The sequence below is a fragment of the Lederbergia sp. NSJ-179 genome (genome assembly GCF_022867885.1).
Lineage (GTDB): Bacteria > Bacillota > Bacilli > Bacillales > Bacillaceae_C > Lederbergia.
The window spans coordinates 1-16,169 of sequence record NZ_JALIFP010000020.1 but is presented as its reverse complement, the minus strand read 5'-3'; the positions used below and the strand labels follow the sequence as shown (position 1 = coordinate 16,169).

13 protein-coding genes and 1 pseudogene are annotated in these 16,169 nt (G+C 39.2%); 1 reads left to right on the top strand and 13 read right to left on the bottom strand.

Features of this window, described 5'->3' with window-relative positions:
* Window positions 1-163: 163 nt before the first annotated feature.
* From MUB24_RS14575 to MUB24_RS14565, 3 genes are all read right to left on the bottom strand, one after another.
* Window positions 164-2,260: a CocE/NonD family hydrolase gene (locus MUB24_RS14575; protein ID WP_244705329.1), complete on the bottom strand. Its 2,097-nt coding sequence runs from the start codon at window positions 2,258-2,260 to the stop codon at window positions 164-166.
* A 205-nt stretch (window positions 2,261-2,465) separates the two neighbouring features.
* Window positions 2,466-3,638, bottom strand: a complete 1,173-nt coding sequence (locus MUB24_RS14570; RefSeq protein ID WP_244705327.1) for a DUF819 family protein — start codon at window positions 3,636-3,638, stop codon at window positions 2,466-2,468.
* Between the two features lie 309 nt (window positions 3,639-3,947).
* Window positions 3,948-4,982: a mandelate racemase/muconate lactonizing enzyme family protein gene (locus MUB24_RS14565; protein ID WP_244705325.1), complete on the bottom strand. Its 1,035-nt coding sequence runs from the start codon at window positions 4,980-4,982 to the stop codon at window positions 3,948-3,950.
* Between the two features lie 308 nt (window positions 4,983-5,290).
* On the opposite strand from MUB24_RS14565, the gene MUB24_RS14560 reads away from it, so the two are divergent.
* A complete protein-coding gene (locus tag MUB24_RS14560; RefSeq protein WP_244705323.1) occupies window positions 5,291-6,700 on the top strand; it encodes a serine hydrolase domain-containing protein in 1,410 nt (469 codons plus the stop codon).
* Between the two features lie 308 nt (window positions 6,701-7,008).
* Here the strand turns inward: MUB24_RS14560 and MUB24_RS14555 are convergent, their stop codons facing one another.
* From MUB24_RS14555 to MUB24_RS14510, 10 genes and pseudogenes are all read right to left on the bottom strand, one after another.
* Window positions 7,009-7,266, bottom strand: a complete 258-nt coding sequence (locus MUB24_RS14555; protein ID WP_244705321.1) for a hypothetical protein — start codon at window positions 7,264-7,266, stop codon at window positions 7,009-7,011.
* A complete protein-coding gene (locus MUB24_RS14550; protein WP_244705319.1) occupies window positions 7,253-7,843 on the bottom strand; it encodes a DUF3990 domain-containing protein in 591 nt (196 codons plus the stop codon). Before MUB24_RS14550 ends, MUB24_RS14555 begins: the two co-directional genes overlap by 14 nt.
* Window positions 7,844-8,891: 1,048 nt before the next feature.
* A complete protein-coding gene (locus MUB24_RS14545; RefSeq protein ID WP_244705318.1) occupies window positions 8,892-9,143 on the bottom strand; it encodes a hypothetical protein in 252 nt (83 codons plus the stop codon).
* A gap of 275 nt (window positions 9,144-9,418) precedes the next feature.
* Window positions 9,419-10,225: a carbohydrate ABC transporter permease gene (locus MUB24_RS14540; protein ID WP_244705316.1), complete on the bottom strand. Its 807-nt coding sequence runs from the start codon at window positions 10,223-10,225 to the stop codon at window positions 9,419-9,421.
* Window positions 10,226-10,233: 8 nt separating this feature from the next.
* Complete coding sequence (locus MUB24_RS14535; RefSeq protein ID WP_244705314.1) at window positions 10,234-11,139, bottom strand: carbohydrate ABC transporter permease; 906 nt, start codon at window positions 11,137-11,139, stop codon at window positions 10,234-10,236.
* A complete protein-coding gene (locus MUB24_RS14530; protein ID WP_244705313.1) occupies window positions 11,132-12,427 on the bottom strand; it encodes an ABC transporter substrate-binding protein in 1,296 nt (431 codons plus the stop codon). The genes MUB24_RS14535 and MUB24_RS14530 overlap by 8 nt, the downstream gene beginning before the upstream one ends.
* Before the next feature lie 200 nt (window positions 12,428-12,627).
* Window positions 12,628-13,677 (bottom strand): zinc-dependent alcohol dehydrogenase, encoded by a 1,050-nt coding sequence (locus tag MUB24_RS14525; protein ID WP_244705311.1) that lies wholly within the window; start codon window positions 13,675-13,677, stop codon window positions 12,628-12,630.
* Window positions 13,678-13,679: 2 nt separating this feature from the next.
* Window positions 13,680-14,480 carry a hydroxypyruvate isomerase family protein gene (locus MUB24_RS14520; protein WP_244705309.1) on the bottom strand — a complete coding sequence of 267 codons (801 nt, stop codon included), beginning with the start codon at window positions 14,478-14,480 and terminating at the stop codon, window positions 13,680-13,682.
* A 65-nt stretch (window positions 14,481-14,545) separates the two neighbouring features.
* Window positions 14,546-15,418 carry a helix-turn-helix transcriptional regulator gene (locus MUB24_RS14515; RefSeq protein WP_244705307.1) on the bottom strand — a complete coding sequence of 291 codons (873 nt, stop codon included), beginning with the start codon at window positions 15,416-15,418 and terminating at the stop codon, window positions 14,546-14,548.
* A 370-nt stretch (window positions 15,419-15,788) separates the two neighbouring features.
* A pseudogene (locus MUB24_RS14510) lies at window positions 15,789-16,169 on the bottom strand (DDE-type integrase/transposase/recombinase); the annotation flags it as partial.

The following is a 16,169-nucleotide window of genomic DNA, read 5'->3' as shown; positions in this document are numbered from 1 at the left end:
GAATGAAGCTCGTCTTTTAATTGCCGAACCAATGGGAAATGACGATAATTAAAACAAACTCCGCTTACCACTGAACTTTTATTAGACAATTCTACAAGTTCCTTTGTTTACTATTAAACCCTAATGGCTTTCTGATAATACATGCTTGCCAGCCAATAAAATATCACATCTTTATGACAGGCAGCTGAATATGTGATCGTTCCGATTGACGATGATAAATTTTTTGGAGCGCCTTTTTCATCTCCGTGTCTGTGGCTAGGTCTTGTCCTGTATTATGATTAGGAAATATAAATTGATCCGCGCTGGATGTGACGGTAAAACGGATTCGATGCCCCACTTTAAAGGTATGGGCGAATTTTCCTGTTCGAATGGTGTACGCCTCAACCTTATTCGATTCCAGAAGTTCTTCATGATCAAAACCGTTTCTGTAACGAGCGCGTAATACACCGTCTGTTAACTTAATCGAACGTCCTTTAGGATCAACATCCGTTAACCGCACAATCCAATCCGTATCTTGTGCTGAACTAGCTGCATAAAGCTTTACAATAAGATCACCAGCGACAGTTATCGATTCTTGAAGTGCCTCTGTACTATATACAAGCACATCTTTGCGTTTCTCTACCTCTTGGTAATCAGCAGGAACACCACATTCATTTTCCGAGATATCAATCAGATGCGGGGCCGGTTGTTCAGGATCATAGACGTACTCGTCGTAACCTTCATGTATCTGATCATCGAAGCATAATTCCCCTTCTCCATTTGAAGCCGCATTCTTACCCCCACTAGATAAATAGAGATTTTGCCATTCCACTTGTTCTGGTAGCCAGCTATGAGCTGAAGTCCATTTATTTTCCCCCGTTATATAATATTGAACTGTCGGATCATCCGCGATCTGATTATTAATTCCCTTTAATTTGTAATCAAACCATTGTTGAAATTTATAGTCCAAATCGTAGCGAAGGGCGTTATTACCCAATGGAACTCCATGAATATCTCGAGTTGTATTGAGATTATGCATCCACGGTCCCAGAATCACTCGTTTATCTTGTTGTTTGTAATCTGCTACAATATCCAAAGCCTCTGTCGTTCCCATGCCATTGTCATCATACCATCCTGAGACAATCAGGGCTGGTGCTTGAATCGCATCTTTATGAAGCGACCAATTGACTCGCTGCCAAAATCGGTCTTCATGAGCATGTTCCATCCATTCGCTCCAAAACGGAATATCTTGCCCTAATACTTTTTTCGGAATATCCTTTAAGGGTCTCATTTTGACGATGTCTTCCCAATCTGAACGCAACATATTTTCGGGCTTAAATTCTTTTTCTGCCATTGCAAACGCCCATGCTAACATCCCAGAAACAAGCGTCCCCCCTTTACGAGGAATATCCATAAAGGCACTACCTGCTGTCACAATACTAACTAAAGCCCTCAAATACGGATTACCACTAGCTGCGGCGGCCCACTGGACATAGCCACCGTATGAAGCGCCGATCATACCAATATTTCCGTCACACCAGTCTTGAGCGGCGATCCAATTTAGACTATCATCACCATCCTCCATTTCCGCAGTCATTGGAATCCATTCTCCTTCCGAATCTTGTCGACCACGTGTATCCTGTATGACGAGCCCATACCCGCATTGGATATAGTTTGTATACATTTTCTCATAAGCCAATCTTCCATAAGGAGTCCGAACAAAAATAACAGGAACGGCCTGTTCAAGCTCTTTTGGCAACCACACATCTGTTGCAAGATGAATCCCATCGCGCATTTTCACACGAAAGTTTCCGAGATGATTGATCCCATATTGTGCTGGAGAAACATCTTCCTCCCATAACTTTACCGGGGTATAGGACTCAAAACCTGCCTTTACCAGTACATGGCAATTCTCCCGTGCGGGGCTGATAAAAGCTACCGGCTCTTGCTCAATCATCACAATATCGAGTGGAAATTGCCGTTCACGTTCCACCCATAAATTTTGCTCCTCTTCATGTTTTTGATAAATGGCCCCATAAGAGGTATGAACAATCTGTAGATTTGGTTGGAAAATTCCTCTTAATTCTGGTAGTCGCTGGTAAACTTTTATTGGATGGATATGATACATTTTTTCAATTTTTTCAGCCTCTTCCATCTCTAAGATTCTCTTTTCTTCCCAATTATTTTCCTCTACATTTCTCCTACACAGAAAAAGAACATCTTCTGTACATTCAATTGTCGCTTCATGAATACCTGAGCGATACAAATGATAAATTGACATAGGCTTCGACCTCCTGATTGGATTTTGTTCTCCCCATAGTTTAGAAGCAAATCCCTCCACTTCAAGTAAAGATTTGATGGGGAATTGAGAATTTATGATTAGCAAAAACTCAAGGACTGGTGCAGGAGCTACGTAGGACATCTACGTCCATTTTCTACCTGCTTGGGTCCAAATAGTGCCACAGAAGGATAGAAGCTTCCAATTTTTATCCACCGATAATAAATTTAATCAAATAAGCGATACTGATACCGAGATAATTCCCCATCACTGATCCGATTACGCCGAGAACAACCGCAATACTAATGAGATTTCTCCAATTAGCGGAAGCTGCGATCAATGCGGCAGTGGATCCATCTGCGATCGCAGCGACAATCCCAATCACAACATATTGATATTCAATTTTTAACAGACGACATAGGAGCGCATGGACGAGTAATGAGGAAATCACCACAACACAACAGAATAACGCAATCGCCAGAGTAGAGCTTAGAAATTCTTTAATATTGACCATATATCCGACCGTTGTCAGGAAAAAGAGCGCAACAAATAAACCTAAATCCATGTTTCCTTTCAACTTTTTAACGGGGCCAAATTGTGCCCCGATAATCGCAAAAGTGGTAATCAATAAAATCCGGGCTGAACTTTGAAACGACTCAGGTGCATATCTAGAGAAAAAGGTTGCCACAGCCGTAATCGTAAAGGCAATCGCAAAGCCCCAAGCAATATCTTGAATGCTCCACTTCTTCTTTTGTAAAAATGGATCTTCTTCCACTTCACTTTTGTCACCTTTTAACTCGGGGTCAGACAGGGAATAAGGCCATACTTTTTGAAACCATTTTGATTTTGCAGCAATGCTTGGAAAAGCAAACATTGCAACCAATGAAGGGACGCCAATCACATAGTCAGCCGCATTGGCAGCAGCAAAAGTTGTCGGTAAAGCATCCAAAGCATAACCAATCGCCGCCATGTTTGCGCTTCCCCCTGTGTAAGTCCCGATAAACATCCCCGCGACTTTCCAACCTTCTTCAATGATTGGCGCAAAAATCATCCCAGCAATTAACGTCACAATACTGACACTGAAGCTAGCCAATAGAATCGCTAAGAGTGGTTTTTTGGATATCCTTAACATAGCTTTCAAATCGACACTTAAAAGCATCATTGCAATCGATAGTGGAATCGCATATTCAGCAATGACACCATAAACATCTGCACTAAATGGCACAATTCGCAAATTTGCAAGAATAATACTTAAAATAATCACAATCAGGGCAGGGCCCAACATTTTAAATCCTCTGAATCGTTGCACATAGAAACCTACAGCAACCGTAAGGGCCATAATGGCTAACAAACTCCCCGTACTCGTAAACAAAGCTCCCATAATATTCTCCTTCTAAGTTCTTCCATCCTGCCTTCATTTTTTCCACCCAACTAGCTGTCAAGGTGTTTCACATATTTGTTCACTACTTGGAATACACTTGGCATTTTCCCAAAAAGGCTGCCAAGGTTTTACAATCTGCAAGCAAAGTCTTATATGCAAGTTTAAAATCAATATATTTTGATCTCAAAAACATATTTTTCAACCGACTTTTTCGGTACTATCACTCATTTAATAATGGTGTGAAAACTCTCTCTTCACAGTAAAAATTCATGTAAATGAAGGACTTTTCAGTGGATTCAAGATATATTTTTATAGTGTAAGTTCGATTCCTAATCCTGGTTTTTCTGGCAATGTGATCATACCATTTTCAATCGATACTCCACCCTTAATGCCAGTATCTTTGACATAAAGGAAGCTATCCATATCTGCCTCAAGAATATTTTTCTTTGCAGCAACAAGACTGGCCCCAGCAGTAATGCCAATTTTACTTTCAAGCATACACCCAACCATACAAGCTATTCCTGCCGCTTCTGCCATATGATTAATTTGAATCGCATGATAAAGACCAGCTGATTTCATCAGTTTAATATTAATCACATCAGCCGCTCCCTGTTTCAACACTTTAAAAGCATCTTGAGGGGAATGTACACTCTCATCTGCCATCACGGAAATATTCACTTTATTTCTAATATAGGCATGTCCCTCAATATCCCAGTTAGGAAGTGGTTGCTCAACAGCCTCGACTCTATAGTCTTCGATCGCCTTCATAACACGAATCGCCTCAGGAACGGTCCACCCTTGATTTGCATCCACCCGAATGCGAATATCGTTTCCGACTGCATCGCGGATCAAGCGGATCGCTTCTATATCTTCGTTTGGATTTAAACCTGCTTTGATTTTTAAAATTGAAAAACCACTATCTACCCGTTCTTTTGCCTCTTTAGCCATTTTTTCGGGCGCATCGATACCGATCGTGACATCTGTCAAAAACGAATGACCACTTCCGCCTAAAAGTTGATACAATGGAGCATTCAACTGTTTGCCCATAATATCGTAGAGAGCAATATCAAATGCTGCCTTTGTAGCTGTATTTCCAACAATGGTTTTATCCATCATCGTATGGATTTTCTCGATATTCAGTGGATTTTCCCCTATTAACACTTTTTTGAATATTTCAGCAACTGATAAAGAGGTCGTAAGAGTTTCTCCCGTTACATATTCAAACGGAGCCCCTTCTCCGATTCCTATCAACCCTTCATCTGTCTCAATTTGCACAAGTAAGGTTTCTACATGCTCTATTGTTCCTAAGGCAACGGTCAAAGGTTTATACAACTCCAATTTCAACGTGTCAACTTTTATATTAGTAATTTTAATGATGATCCCCCCAAAAATTCAAAATATTTAGTTACCGCACTTTTTGACTATGTTTTATTATAATGACCTCCCCAATTTGTGTCAATGTAATGAATATAAAAGATTATTGGCCACGTTCAGTATAGAATTAGAAAAAAATTGCACCCTCGCATCATTAAAAAACAGAAAATTCCCTCTAATCACATTGACAGAAAACGTCAAGTAACTATATAATTATGATAATAGGGGTATTTATTCCTAGAAGAACAGATAGTGAAGAAAAAGGGGAGGATAAATAAATGAAACAAGAAGGGATACAAAGTAGTTTTGAGGCATTTTGCAATGAAATAACCGAGAATTATCAAATCCCTGCTTTAGCTTTAGGACTGGCCAAAGACGGGGAACTTTTTTACGAAAAAAAGATTGGCTATCGCGACACGGAAAAAGGTTTGCCACTTACTTCTAACACGGTATTTGGAATTGGTTCCATAACCAAATCCTTTACTGCTATAGCAATTCTTCAACTTCAAGAGATTGGGAAGCTCTCTATCCACGATCCGGTTTTAAACTATATCCCTGAGTTAAAAACACCTCGTGCGGAATACACGAAAAAAATGACGATTCATCACCTTTTGACCCATTCATCTGGTTTACCCTCTTTACCGCTTCTTTTTGGAGCCTTAAGAAAGAGTATGGAAAAAGATCCGAAATTTGGGGATGAAGGACAAATTCCAGCGAATTTTCCATATATTAATACTTATGAGGATTTTCTTACAAGTTTGGGAAATTTAGAGTATACATTACTTGGCGAACCTGGAACAGAGTATACATATTCTAACGATGGTTACTCACTTTTGGGACTAATTATTGAACGAGTAAGTGGTTTCCCTTACGAAGAATACATCAAAGATCATATTTTAAAGCCAGCGGATATGCATCATAGTGGCTTTCATTATGAAGACTTACAAGGCCACGAAGATATCGCGGTTTTATATGATGTAAAGCAAAAAGACGGTGAAACCATTGTCTTTCGCTCCAATAATCCCTGGGATGCGCCTCCGATGCGTGCGTCGGGCTTCTTAAAATCCACGGTGAAAGACATGCTCAGATATACAGAAATTTATCGAAATGATGGTAAGGTAGGAGATGCACAAATTCTTTCACCTGAAAGTGTTGAGCTGATGATGACTCCGCATATTCAATGTGATTATCGTTCCTATTATGGTTATGGGTTAAAAATCATACCTGATTATTTTGGTCATAAACTCTTGCAACACGGCGGAGACTTGAAAGGTGTTGCCGCGCAAATCAATATCCTTCCCGAAATTGGATTAGCGGGGATTGCTTTAGCGAATCTCGGGGCAGTTCCATCATCGAAGGTTCTTTTTAATGCCTTTGCTGACTACCTTGATCAACCTTTAAACGCCTCTTACTTAAATGTTACAGCTAAAGAATTACCAATTGAAGCATTGCAAGAATATACTGGAGAGTTTGTTTCGAGTGAGGGAATAAAAGTTACCTTTACGATCGTGGACAACAAACTTCAAGCAGACGCCCCCGGATTGCTTAAAGACAATGTCCAAGCAATCGATAAAGATTGGTTTTTAGCCCACATGCGAGAAGATGAGATTACCTTTCATTTTATTCGTGACAATGCTGGAAAAATCGATCGAGTAGCGTTTGCAGAAAGACAACTTTTAAAGGCTTGATATAGGTCTACAGACCATATTAAAGAGTAGTGTTTAACGTTTTTAAAGTTAAGTATTACTTCTTTTTTGCATCTTAAAAACAACTTATCTATTTATTAACCGTCACGGAATGCATAACAGCTCTGGTGTGGAAATGGTGAAGAGGCTTGGGGTCGTATAGGCGGGATTAGCTTTTATCTTAAAATAAATAACGATTATCATCTGTATCAGAGGCTGGCACTTAGTGATGAACTTGGCGCATACTTAAGGCAGTCCCGATTGGCACAAAAAAAGCCCCATTAAGTAGTAAAATACGAAAAGGGGCTCTTTTAATATTGCGGAACTAAACGTCCCATTCTTTTGGGTAAAGCATCCTTACAATTGGCTAAAATGAATTTTGCCCAATAGTTTGGCCCCATATGCTGCGACCACTCAATATCTTCGGTTATTTTTTCACCAATAAAATCATTCCATACAAGTTCCTCTGCCTTTTGAAGGCTAACATTATACCTTTCATGTAACACCTGTGCAATTTCAGCTCTAAAGGAAGGATATCCGTTTTCATGCTCAAATTTAAGAAATGACATTAATTCCTCTTTGGTCATACGATTCATTTTTTGCATATGCTTTCACCACCTTTGAGTATTTGATTATATTGTATTTGAATATATCTTGATTGTGTATAGATAATTGGTCGTAAGTTCCGTATTTGGCAATTTCCTCATAAAAGTCTTTAATATCAAGGCCCAAATCAACGGCTTTTACAAGGTCAAAAATTGCTCCATCGGCGACTCCACCTAATACAAAGTCAAAGTTATGGGTGTAATTAGTCTTTCGAGATCGGTTGTCATAAATAAATTTTGCCCATTCTACATCCATTTTATTCAGTATATATCCTTTATATAACTGTTTTAAACCTTGTATGTCAAGCTCATAAACAAAAACTATTGATTCTTCCTTATTACCTGAACGTTTATCCGCATGTCTACTTGCTTGTAGAAAATTAGAAGTTAAATAGAAACCCTTTCCAAAGTCAGTAAATTCCTCACAGAAGGAAATATTAACTCCGGCTCGAAGTGATTCATATTTACTGGATGTCGTTCCGTGATATAGAACTTTTGAAAATTGATTAAAGTTTTTAGATAGAACAATAGAAGAAACCATAGATATATCCTTTTTTCTCTATTATAGTAAATATATTGGTTGTAAGTCAATTAGGGGAATTATATTACCAGCCTTGAGGAGTAAAATTTATGAAAAAATGCGAAAGTAGTTGAATGGACTTATCCACATGGTAAAATTTACCAGTTGGTTTTCCCATATTCAGAAAAACTGGGGAGGATTAGCTCGAAAAACTTTTACTCTTCAGCGCTGAGGATAATTCTAAAATTGGCATTCTCTTCGATAGGTTTATTGTTATTTTTTGGTTACATTATGGTTACATTTGATAACATCTTAATACTAATAGCGTAATAGCGGTTACAGTCAACCCTATTTTTTGCTGATATGTGTTTTATCATAGAAATGGGGGATAAACATGCAACCATTACCAAAGGACGAGGATCATTTCGGACGACTCATAAGGGCTTACGCATTCAAGTCTTGTTCATGCAGTATGGGGATCATTTTGAGGGGTTTGCGAATTTCTATTATATGGAAGAAGAGAGCATTGATGGCTGGGGTCAACATCCCATCTTTAATAGGCTGTAACTGACGCCATAGAAAACCTAATGGAAGAAATCAAGGAACAGGTACTAGATATTTGGACGACAACCCGCCCATCCAAGCAGAAAGTTAAATTTTGATGTTTAGAGAATGAAACGGGAATGGCACAGGAGTCTCTGATTAATTTCTGTGCCGTTTCATTTGGGAATAATTACAAACGATTGAATAGGCATTCTTTGTCATTCTACTAGTGCGAAAATGTATTAGGATTTACCTTACTTCATTGGCATATGCCAGCCACCTAGCCTCTAGAAAATATAATGGTTTATAAATTCATTTCGAAACTTTCCTGCCGGATCATGTTCAACTAATAATTGTCTGAATTCTGGTAATTTCTCATAAAAAGATTGTACCCTTATCGTGAATACTTTTCCCTAGTGTGGACGTGCCTGAAAAGGCTCTAATGCTGTTTCAATTTGCGGAAGAACTTGTTGAACATCTTTCCAAGTAAAATGAATACCTATGACATCTTGTTGATAACTTGGACTCAAACAAAAGTCATCCTCGCCACATTGCGGATTTCATTTACATGAAGTAGAGGTGATATCGTTGCACGCATCTCCAGAATGACTTGCAATGACTCGATGGCAAATTGTCTTGGAATCAGATACTCTGATTGCAACTCACTTCCGTTGCTCGGCATAAAATCAAGGCGAAAATGGGGCAAACGATCAAACCAAGGACCATCTACTCCCATTTGATACATAAGATTTCCTGCCCAATTTCTTTGTTGTTTCACGATACCACCCCCTCTGAAATAAATACATTGATCTATGTGTTTATTATAACTCTTTTTTATCTTTTATTTTTGTTTGTTTAAGGTTTAATAATTCACTAAATTCATTGCTAAGTCCTTGAAGCAGACTGAAATCTATTTCCATAAATACACCTCTCTTTCTTGTCTATATCGGTAAAAGAAGTGGTTTTTGGATTCCATGATATTGCTTAACTTCTTATATGCTAGGCTCCAACACTATTCAGTATTGTTCGGGAACCTGTTACGTCCCCAACACCCTATCCCTTTACAGCACCCCCAACAATGCCAGCGATAAAGTAGCGCTGCAAGAATAAAAAGATCACAAAAATCGGTATCACAGAGATAGTTGCTGCTAACATCAGCTGTCCATAGTCCAAATTATCCTGACCTGCCAAAATAGAGAGTAAAATTGGCAATGTGTACATATCTTCCGTAACTAGGGCAACTAATGGCCAAAGGAAGTTATTCCACTGGTGAGTAAATAAGAAGATGGACATTGCCCCAATAGCGGGCAACATCATGGGCAAGGAAATCTGGAAAAACGTTCGATACTCACCGCAACCATCGATCCTCGCGGACTCAATAATGGAATCTGGGATAGATTGCATACTTTGCCTCATGAGAAAAATAGCAAATGGGTAAGCAAGTTGCGGTAGTACGACCGCACTGTACGTATTTAAGAGTCCTAATTTGGCAAAAAGCTCAAATTGAGGAATGATCAGCGCTTGATAAGGAATCATCATTGACATCAAAAACACTGCAAAGAGAACATTTCTTCCTCGAAATTTAAACTTTGCAAATGCATAACCGGCTGCTGCACTAAATAGCCCTGCAAAGATTGTGAATGCACCAGTTATAATGACAGAATTAAAGAGCGAACGCCAAATATCCACACTGTTCATCAAGTTTTTGAAATTCTCACCTAGATAACTTCCTAGAATTAAGTTTGGCGGGACTGATAAAATGGCACCTGAAGGATTAGTCGCTCCCACCATCATCCAGTAAAAAGGACCCAGCGTTAAAACTAAGCCTAGCGCTAATGCAATGTATTTGAGTATTTTCATAGCAATAGTCATCCGCGATCACCTATTTTAAATTGAATAAGTGATAAGACTGCAATAATCAAAACAACTACATAAGCAATAGCCGATGCATATCCGAAATCGAAATACTCGAATCCGTTTTCATACAAATACATGGTGACTGTAGTCGTAGCGTTAATGGGTCCTCCACCCGTAAGGTTAAATGGTTCATCAAAGAGTTGGAAAGTACCAATTGTCGCCATAATGGTTGTAAACAGCATAACGGGCTTCAGTTGAGGTATGGTGATAGAGAAAAAACGCTTAACTACGCCTGCTCCATCAATGTTTGCTGCTTCGTAAAGTTCCTTTGGAATCATTTGCAGCCCAGCAAGTAAAATAATCATGTTGTATCCGGTCCAACGCCATACAGTAACCATGATTAAAGACACTTTTGCCCAAATTGGATCGTTTAGCCAAGGAATATGCTCAATTCCAATAATAGTAAGCAAAAAATTGAGTATCCCAAAATCCTGGTTAAGAATTAAAAGAAAGATTATCGACGCAGCCACGAGCGATGTGACAGTTGGCGTAAAAAAGGCCACCCGCAAGACACCTTTTGCTTTCTGAATGCCCGTGTGTAGAACAGTGGCCAACACGAGTGCTAAGCCTATCATGATAGGCACTTGAATCAAGAGAATGATAAAAGTGTTAAAAAGCGATTCATAAAACAAGCTATCTTGAAAAAGGCGGATATAGTTGCCAAGACCCACAAAGACATTTTCTCCACCTTCGCTGGTTTGAAAACTTAAAAATAATGAATAAACCACAGGATAAAGCGTGAACAAAATGAAAAAGAACAAACTTGGTCCGATAAATACATAAGGGGCGATCTTTGTATCCTGAATTCCTTTACGTGTAGGAATTGGGTTGTGCGTAACGGTAGATTTTTTACTCATTACTAGCACTCCTTCCTGTACTTGCCTTCAAACGATTACCTGCAGTCTTTAGTGCTTCATCTACTTCCATATTTTGAAGTATGACTCTTCCAACAGCATCATTAAAATGTTTCTCCGCTCGCATGTAATCGCTCGTAAAATTATTTACCGGTAAATTTTCTAATTGCTCATTAAAAACCTTGAAGATCTCTTGCCCCCCAAAAAAGTCGATCTCTTCCTGCATTTCCGGAGCTTCTATTGCTTCAATCATAGACGGATAGAGCCCATAAGTGGATAAACCATGGAGAAGGTTGTCAACATTTGCCGATGCAAATTCACCAAATAAATAAGCGGCTTCTTTGTTGTTAGATGCACTAGGGATCGCTAAATTCGCTCCTCCGTTGTTCGCTGCATTTGATCCTCCTTTCTTAAAAGCTGGCATTGGGATAACCCCCCAATTCCCTTCTTGTTCAGGCATTTGTTCTTCAATAACTCCTTTCCACCATACACCACCCGTTACACTTGCAACAGCATTGTTTTTCATGGCCGCTTGAATTTCGCTTATGGTGGAAGCACGTAGAGTTACTCCAGACTCGTCCATTTTCTTTAGCATTTCAAGCGAACGGTGTGCCTCCTCGGTATCAGCCGCTACATTTCCTTTCATGTCAAAATAAAATGAATCCTGCTGCTCCAGCATCCCTTTAAAAATTCCAGCATCATCATTGAAGGGTATTCCAAACAAGTAGGTTCCAGTCTTCTCTCGAAGTTGAATGCCAGCTCTAAGGTAATCATCCCAAGTATCTATTTCATCCATATTAATGCCTGCTTCCTCGAAAATGTCTTTGCGATAAAACGTCCCCATAGGGGCAATATCACGCGGAAATGCCATTATCCCATCTTCCTCATTCAAAAGAGAAGCAATCTTCGTTTCGACAAATTCGTCACGGTATTGATCGAAACCCATGTCTGATAAGTTCACAAAACTCTCGTGGAAGTTATCCAGGTATAGAGGGAGTCGCTGCTCTTCTACTTGAACAAGATCAGGGAGTTGAGTCCCCTCACCAGAAGCAAGTCCAGTTGTTAGACGTTGATATACTTGTTCTGCACTCAGCTTAACAATATTTACTTCGACCTCGGGGTATTGTTCCTCAAAGGCTGGGACAAGATCATTCAGGTAATCAGCTTCTAGATTCCAAGCCCACACGGTAATCTCATTCGTAATTTCATCATCATTGATTATTGTATTTGGGTTACAACCTGTAACCAGCATAACGACGACGCAGCTGAAAAAAAGCCTCCTGAAACACATCATAATACCTCCTTTGTCATAAAATTTTCAAAGCGTAAGGAGCAACTGCGTTTCACATCCATTTAATGAGAGCAATATTATTTTTAGTAATTCCGGGATTCGCCACTAAACAAGCTGACTCTCATTATTGCAAAATAAGTTTTTCACAATTTGATTAGAGAGCCTTTACTTTTATAATTACTTCTTGTCCATTCGCTTTTTTAAAACTCGATCCCCAATTTAATGCTTTTCTCCGGGTGTCGATCAACGTATTTTTCATAAGCAGTTGCCGATTCATTAAAATGGACGACAGGATAAATAACATCCTCACAGTTAATCAAACCATCACTTAATAACTTCCAACAGGTTTCTTCAATACGTCTAAAGCTCCATCTAGGGTGATCTGGATTCGGTTCACTACAAGATCGTGAGAAAACAATGTGAGCATTATTGAAATGAGCTTCGTTCCCCCAATTCATTCCTCCTCGAAAAGGTCTTGCCCATCCTACGTATGCAACCGTCCCCCCATAGGAAAGCCCCCTTAGTACTTGATTCATTGCAAGTTCGTTCGCACTTGTTTCAATGACTACATCCACGCCCATCTTTTCGGTAGCTTTCTTTAATTCATATCCCACATCTTGACTGAGTGGATTAAAAATGTCACACGCCCCATTACGTAAAGCCACTTCACGTCGATGTTCAATAGGATCAACTGCAGCTACATAGGATGCACCAGCTAACTTAGCCATTTGTACCGCAATTTGTCCTATTGCTCCTAAACCAAATACGGCGACACGATCCCCCACACGAACATGTCCATCTCTAATTCCACCTAAGGCAAAAATAGCTGGATCCAGACAAACCGCGCTTTTCCATGACATATCTTCTGGCATAGGGAACAAGTAAAAATTATCCACAGCTACAATATTGTGCGTCTCACGTATTCCTCCGTATCCGCATACACGGTCTCCTATCGCATAATCAGTTACTGATGAACCGGTCTCTTCAATAATACCCACCCATTGATTCCCTAAATTCCAGTTTCCAAATTCGGAATCTTGTCCTTCTTCTCTTGGTAAGAATAAGCGCCATTCTTCATTATAGTAATCTATTTGATGCGGACTTTCCCCACGAAATGCAGCCAATTCAGACCCATGTTTAGGTGATGCGTTTGTTAATCGAATTTTTACTTCGTTTGCTTTTACGGAGCGCTCCGTATAATCAAGAATTGCAGCTTTCCTAGGTTTTACCGCAACTAATTGCTTCGGCATCGTTAACAACTCCTTCTAATAGTTAAGTTACGTAATTTATTAAGTCCAGCTGCTGGATCATCGACTGGAAAATACTCCAATCCTACAACGCCTTTATAGCTACTCTTTTTGATATGTTCCAAAATTGAAGGATAATGAATTTCCCCCATATCCAACTCATGCCTTCCAGGATTTCCGGCAGCATGAAAATGGCCGATTTTATCGATATTCGCTAAAATACGGGATATCAAATGACCTTCCATAATTTGTTGATGATAGATATCATATAATAGCTTCACATGCCGATTATTGACCTCCTCAATAATGGCGAATCCTTCATCAGAGCTGTAGAGGTAGTACCCAGGATGATCAACGAGCGTATTTAAGGGTTCGACCACAAGCGTTACTCCAGCTTCAGAAAGGATAGGAATGCATGCTTTTAGCCCATTAACCACATTTCGATACTGCTCTTTTCTCGATACATTGGCTAATTCATCTCCGACTTGCGTAATTATAATTTTGCAATCTAACTCTTTGGCTATCGTCAGTGTTTCTTGTAAACCCTTGAGATAATCATCCCTTTTTGAAGCATCAACCAGAGAAACAAACTTTGTGCAAAATGAAGAAACTTGCAGATTTAATCGTTTTTTTTCTTTTGCGATACGTTTTATATCTTTATTCCACCAACTCCAAAATTCAAAATGAGTGAAGCCGAGTTGATTGATTTCCTCTAAGCTTTCAAAGAAATCTCTTCCCGAGTACACAGAGTCAACACAGATCGAAAACTTCTGATTATTCCTTTCCATGCTTTGATTTAAAATCAATATGCTCACCGCCTTTTATTTTTAATCGTTCCGAGAAATATCATGCTTACCAGCTACAAGCGTCTTCAGTTTATCTGTTCATCACTTTCTAATACTTTTAGGCTTCGATATTGACTAGGCGATAAACCAACATGGTTTTTAAACATTCGCGAAAATACAGGAACCGTTGTATAGCCCACTGATTGCGCAATTTCTAATACAGTTAATTGACTCGTCTTTAGCAATACTTTTGCTTGATTTATACGGAGCTGCCTTTGCATTTGAATAGGCGACTTTCCGAAAATTTTTTTAAAACGGTTGCTAATATACGTTGGATGCAGGTGATACTCTTTGGATAAGTCTTGCAATCGCAATTCTTTTTCTGGTTTCTTAATAATATGAATAAGAATTGATAGGAAGCTCATCGACTGATCGTCCATTATATTTCCTTCATTGGAATGGAGTGCCCCTTCTAAAATTAAGTAGAGCAGTTCATAAGCTTTCGCTTTCTTTAGAATGGTCCTAGTTAGATAGTTCCCTTGTTCAGATGCCCGAATAAACTCAGAGAAAATGCTTTCAAAATAATCCCTATTATTTAAAGTGAACGTATGAGGAAATTGAAACAGGCGTAAAATGTCAATGGTATTCCCCACCTTAAGAGTAAAGTGCCACCAAAGAAATTCCGTTTCCATGGTAGTATCCATATAATGATCGAATTCGTGATGTGGAGGAATAAAGATGACTGTTCCAGGATAAATTTCTTTTATCTCATTATTAAGTCTAAGCTTCGCTTGACCTTTCTTGTGGTAAGACATGACATAATAGGGCAATGAACGTTTCATAAAACTCATTTCATTACGCACATGGATATCAAATTCTATAAGATGAAGCTCGGAGCGTTCTAAAATATACTGCAGATTATCTTTGATACGAGCACCTCCTTCGATATATCGAAGCATGTATTTATAACATATGCCATTTATATAAATTATTATATCCCTTTTCCATAAAGGAATTAAATGGTCATTTTAAAGTGTTAATTTGCATATTTACAGGTGGTGAGGTAGTGTCAAAAATTCTATGAAAACAAAAGCCGAAAAGTAACTCTAAGGTCTAAAAGGGGTGGTAAGCTGCCGCAATCGCTCTTGACAAACACGCCAATGGTTTGAATTCAGACTAACAAGGGCGAAGGGGACAAAAAGAAGGCAGGTCAAATAAGCCCTTGGTTTTTCCAATTTTAAACCATTGGCAAGTTCGGTTTGTCAAGAGTTCGCTCCGCCGATTGCTGAATAGCCGAATAAAAAACAAGGGGCTCAGCTAAACAAAAAGTTAGGCTAACCGCTGTTTAACGATCCATTGTTGAGCTAACTCGATCAGCTTTGTCCACCGTGCCGGCATTGTAGGAAGACCTGATAAGGATGGATTGACAACAGGTACCTTTCCCTCTAAAGAGGCATGTGGTCGCAGAAAATTAAAGTAAGCGACAAACAAGGTGACATAGGAAACAGAACCATGTTCTGAACCAAAGCCGTGTGTAGAACGATAGTTTCCCTTAAATGTACGATTAAGTCGCTCAATGACTTGTTTAAGGGGCCTGAATTCGGTTGAAACAGGGTCTTCATTTGTCAGACCAATCACCTGTTTGACATCAAACTGGATGTCGTGTTGGGCGAAAAAATGTTGAGCTAGAAGATAGATGGGATTTCCATC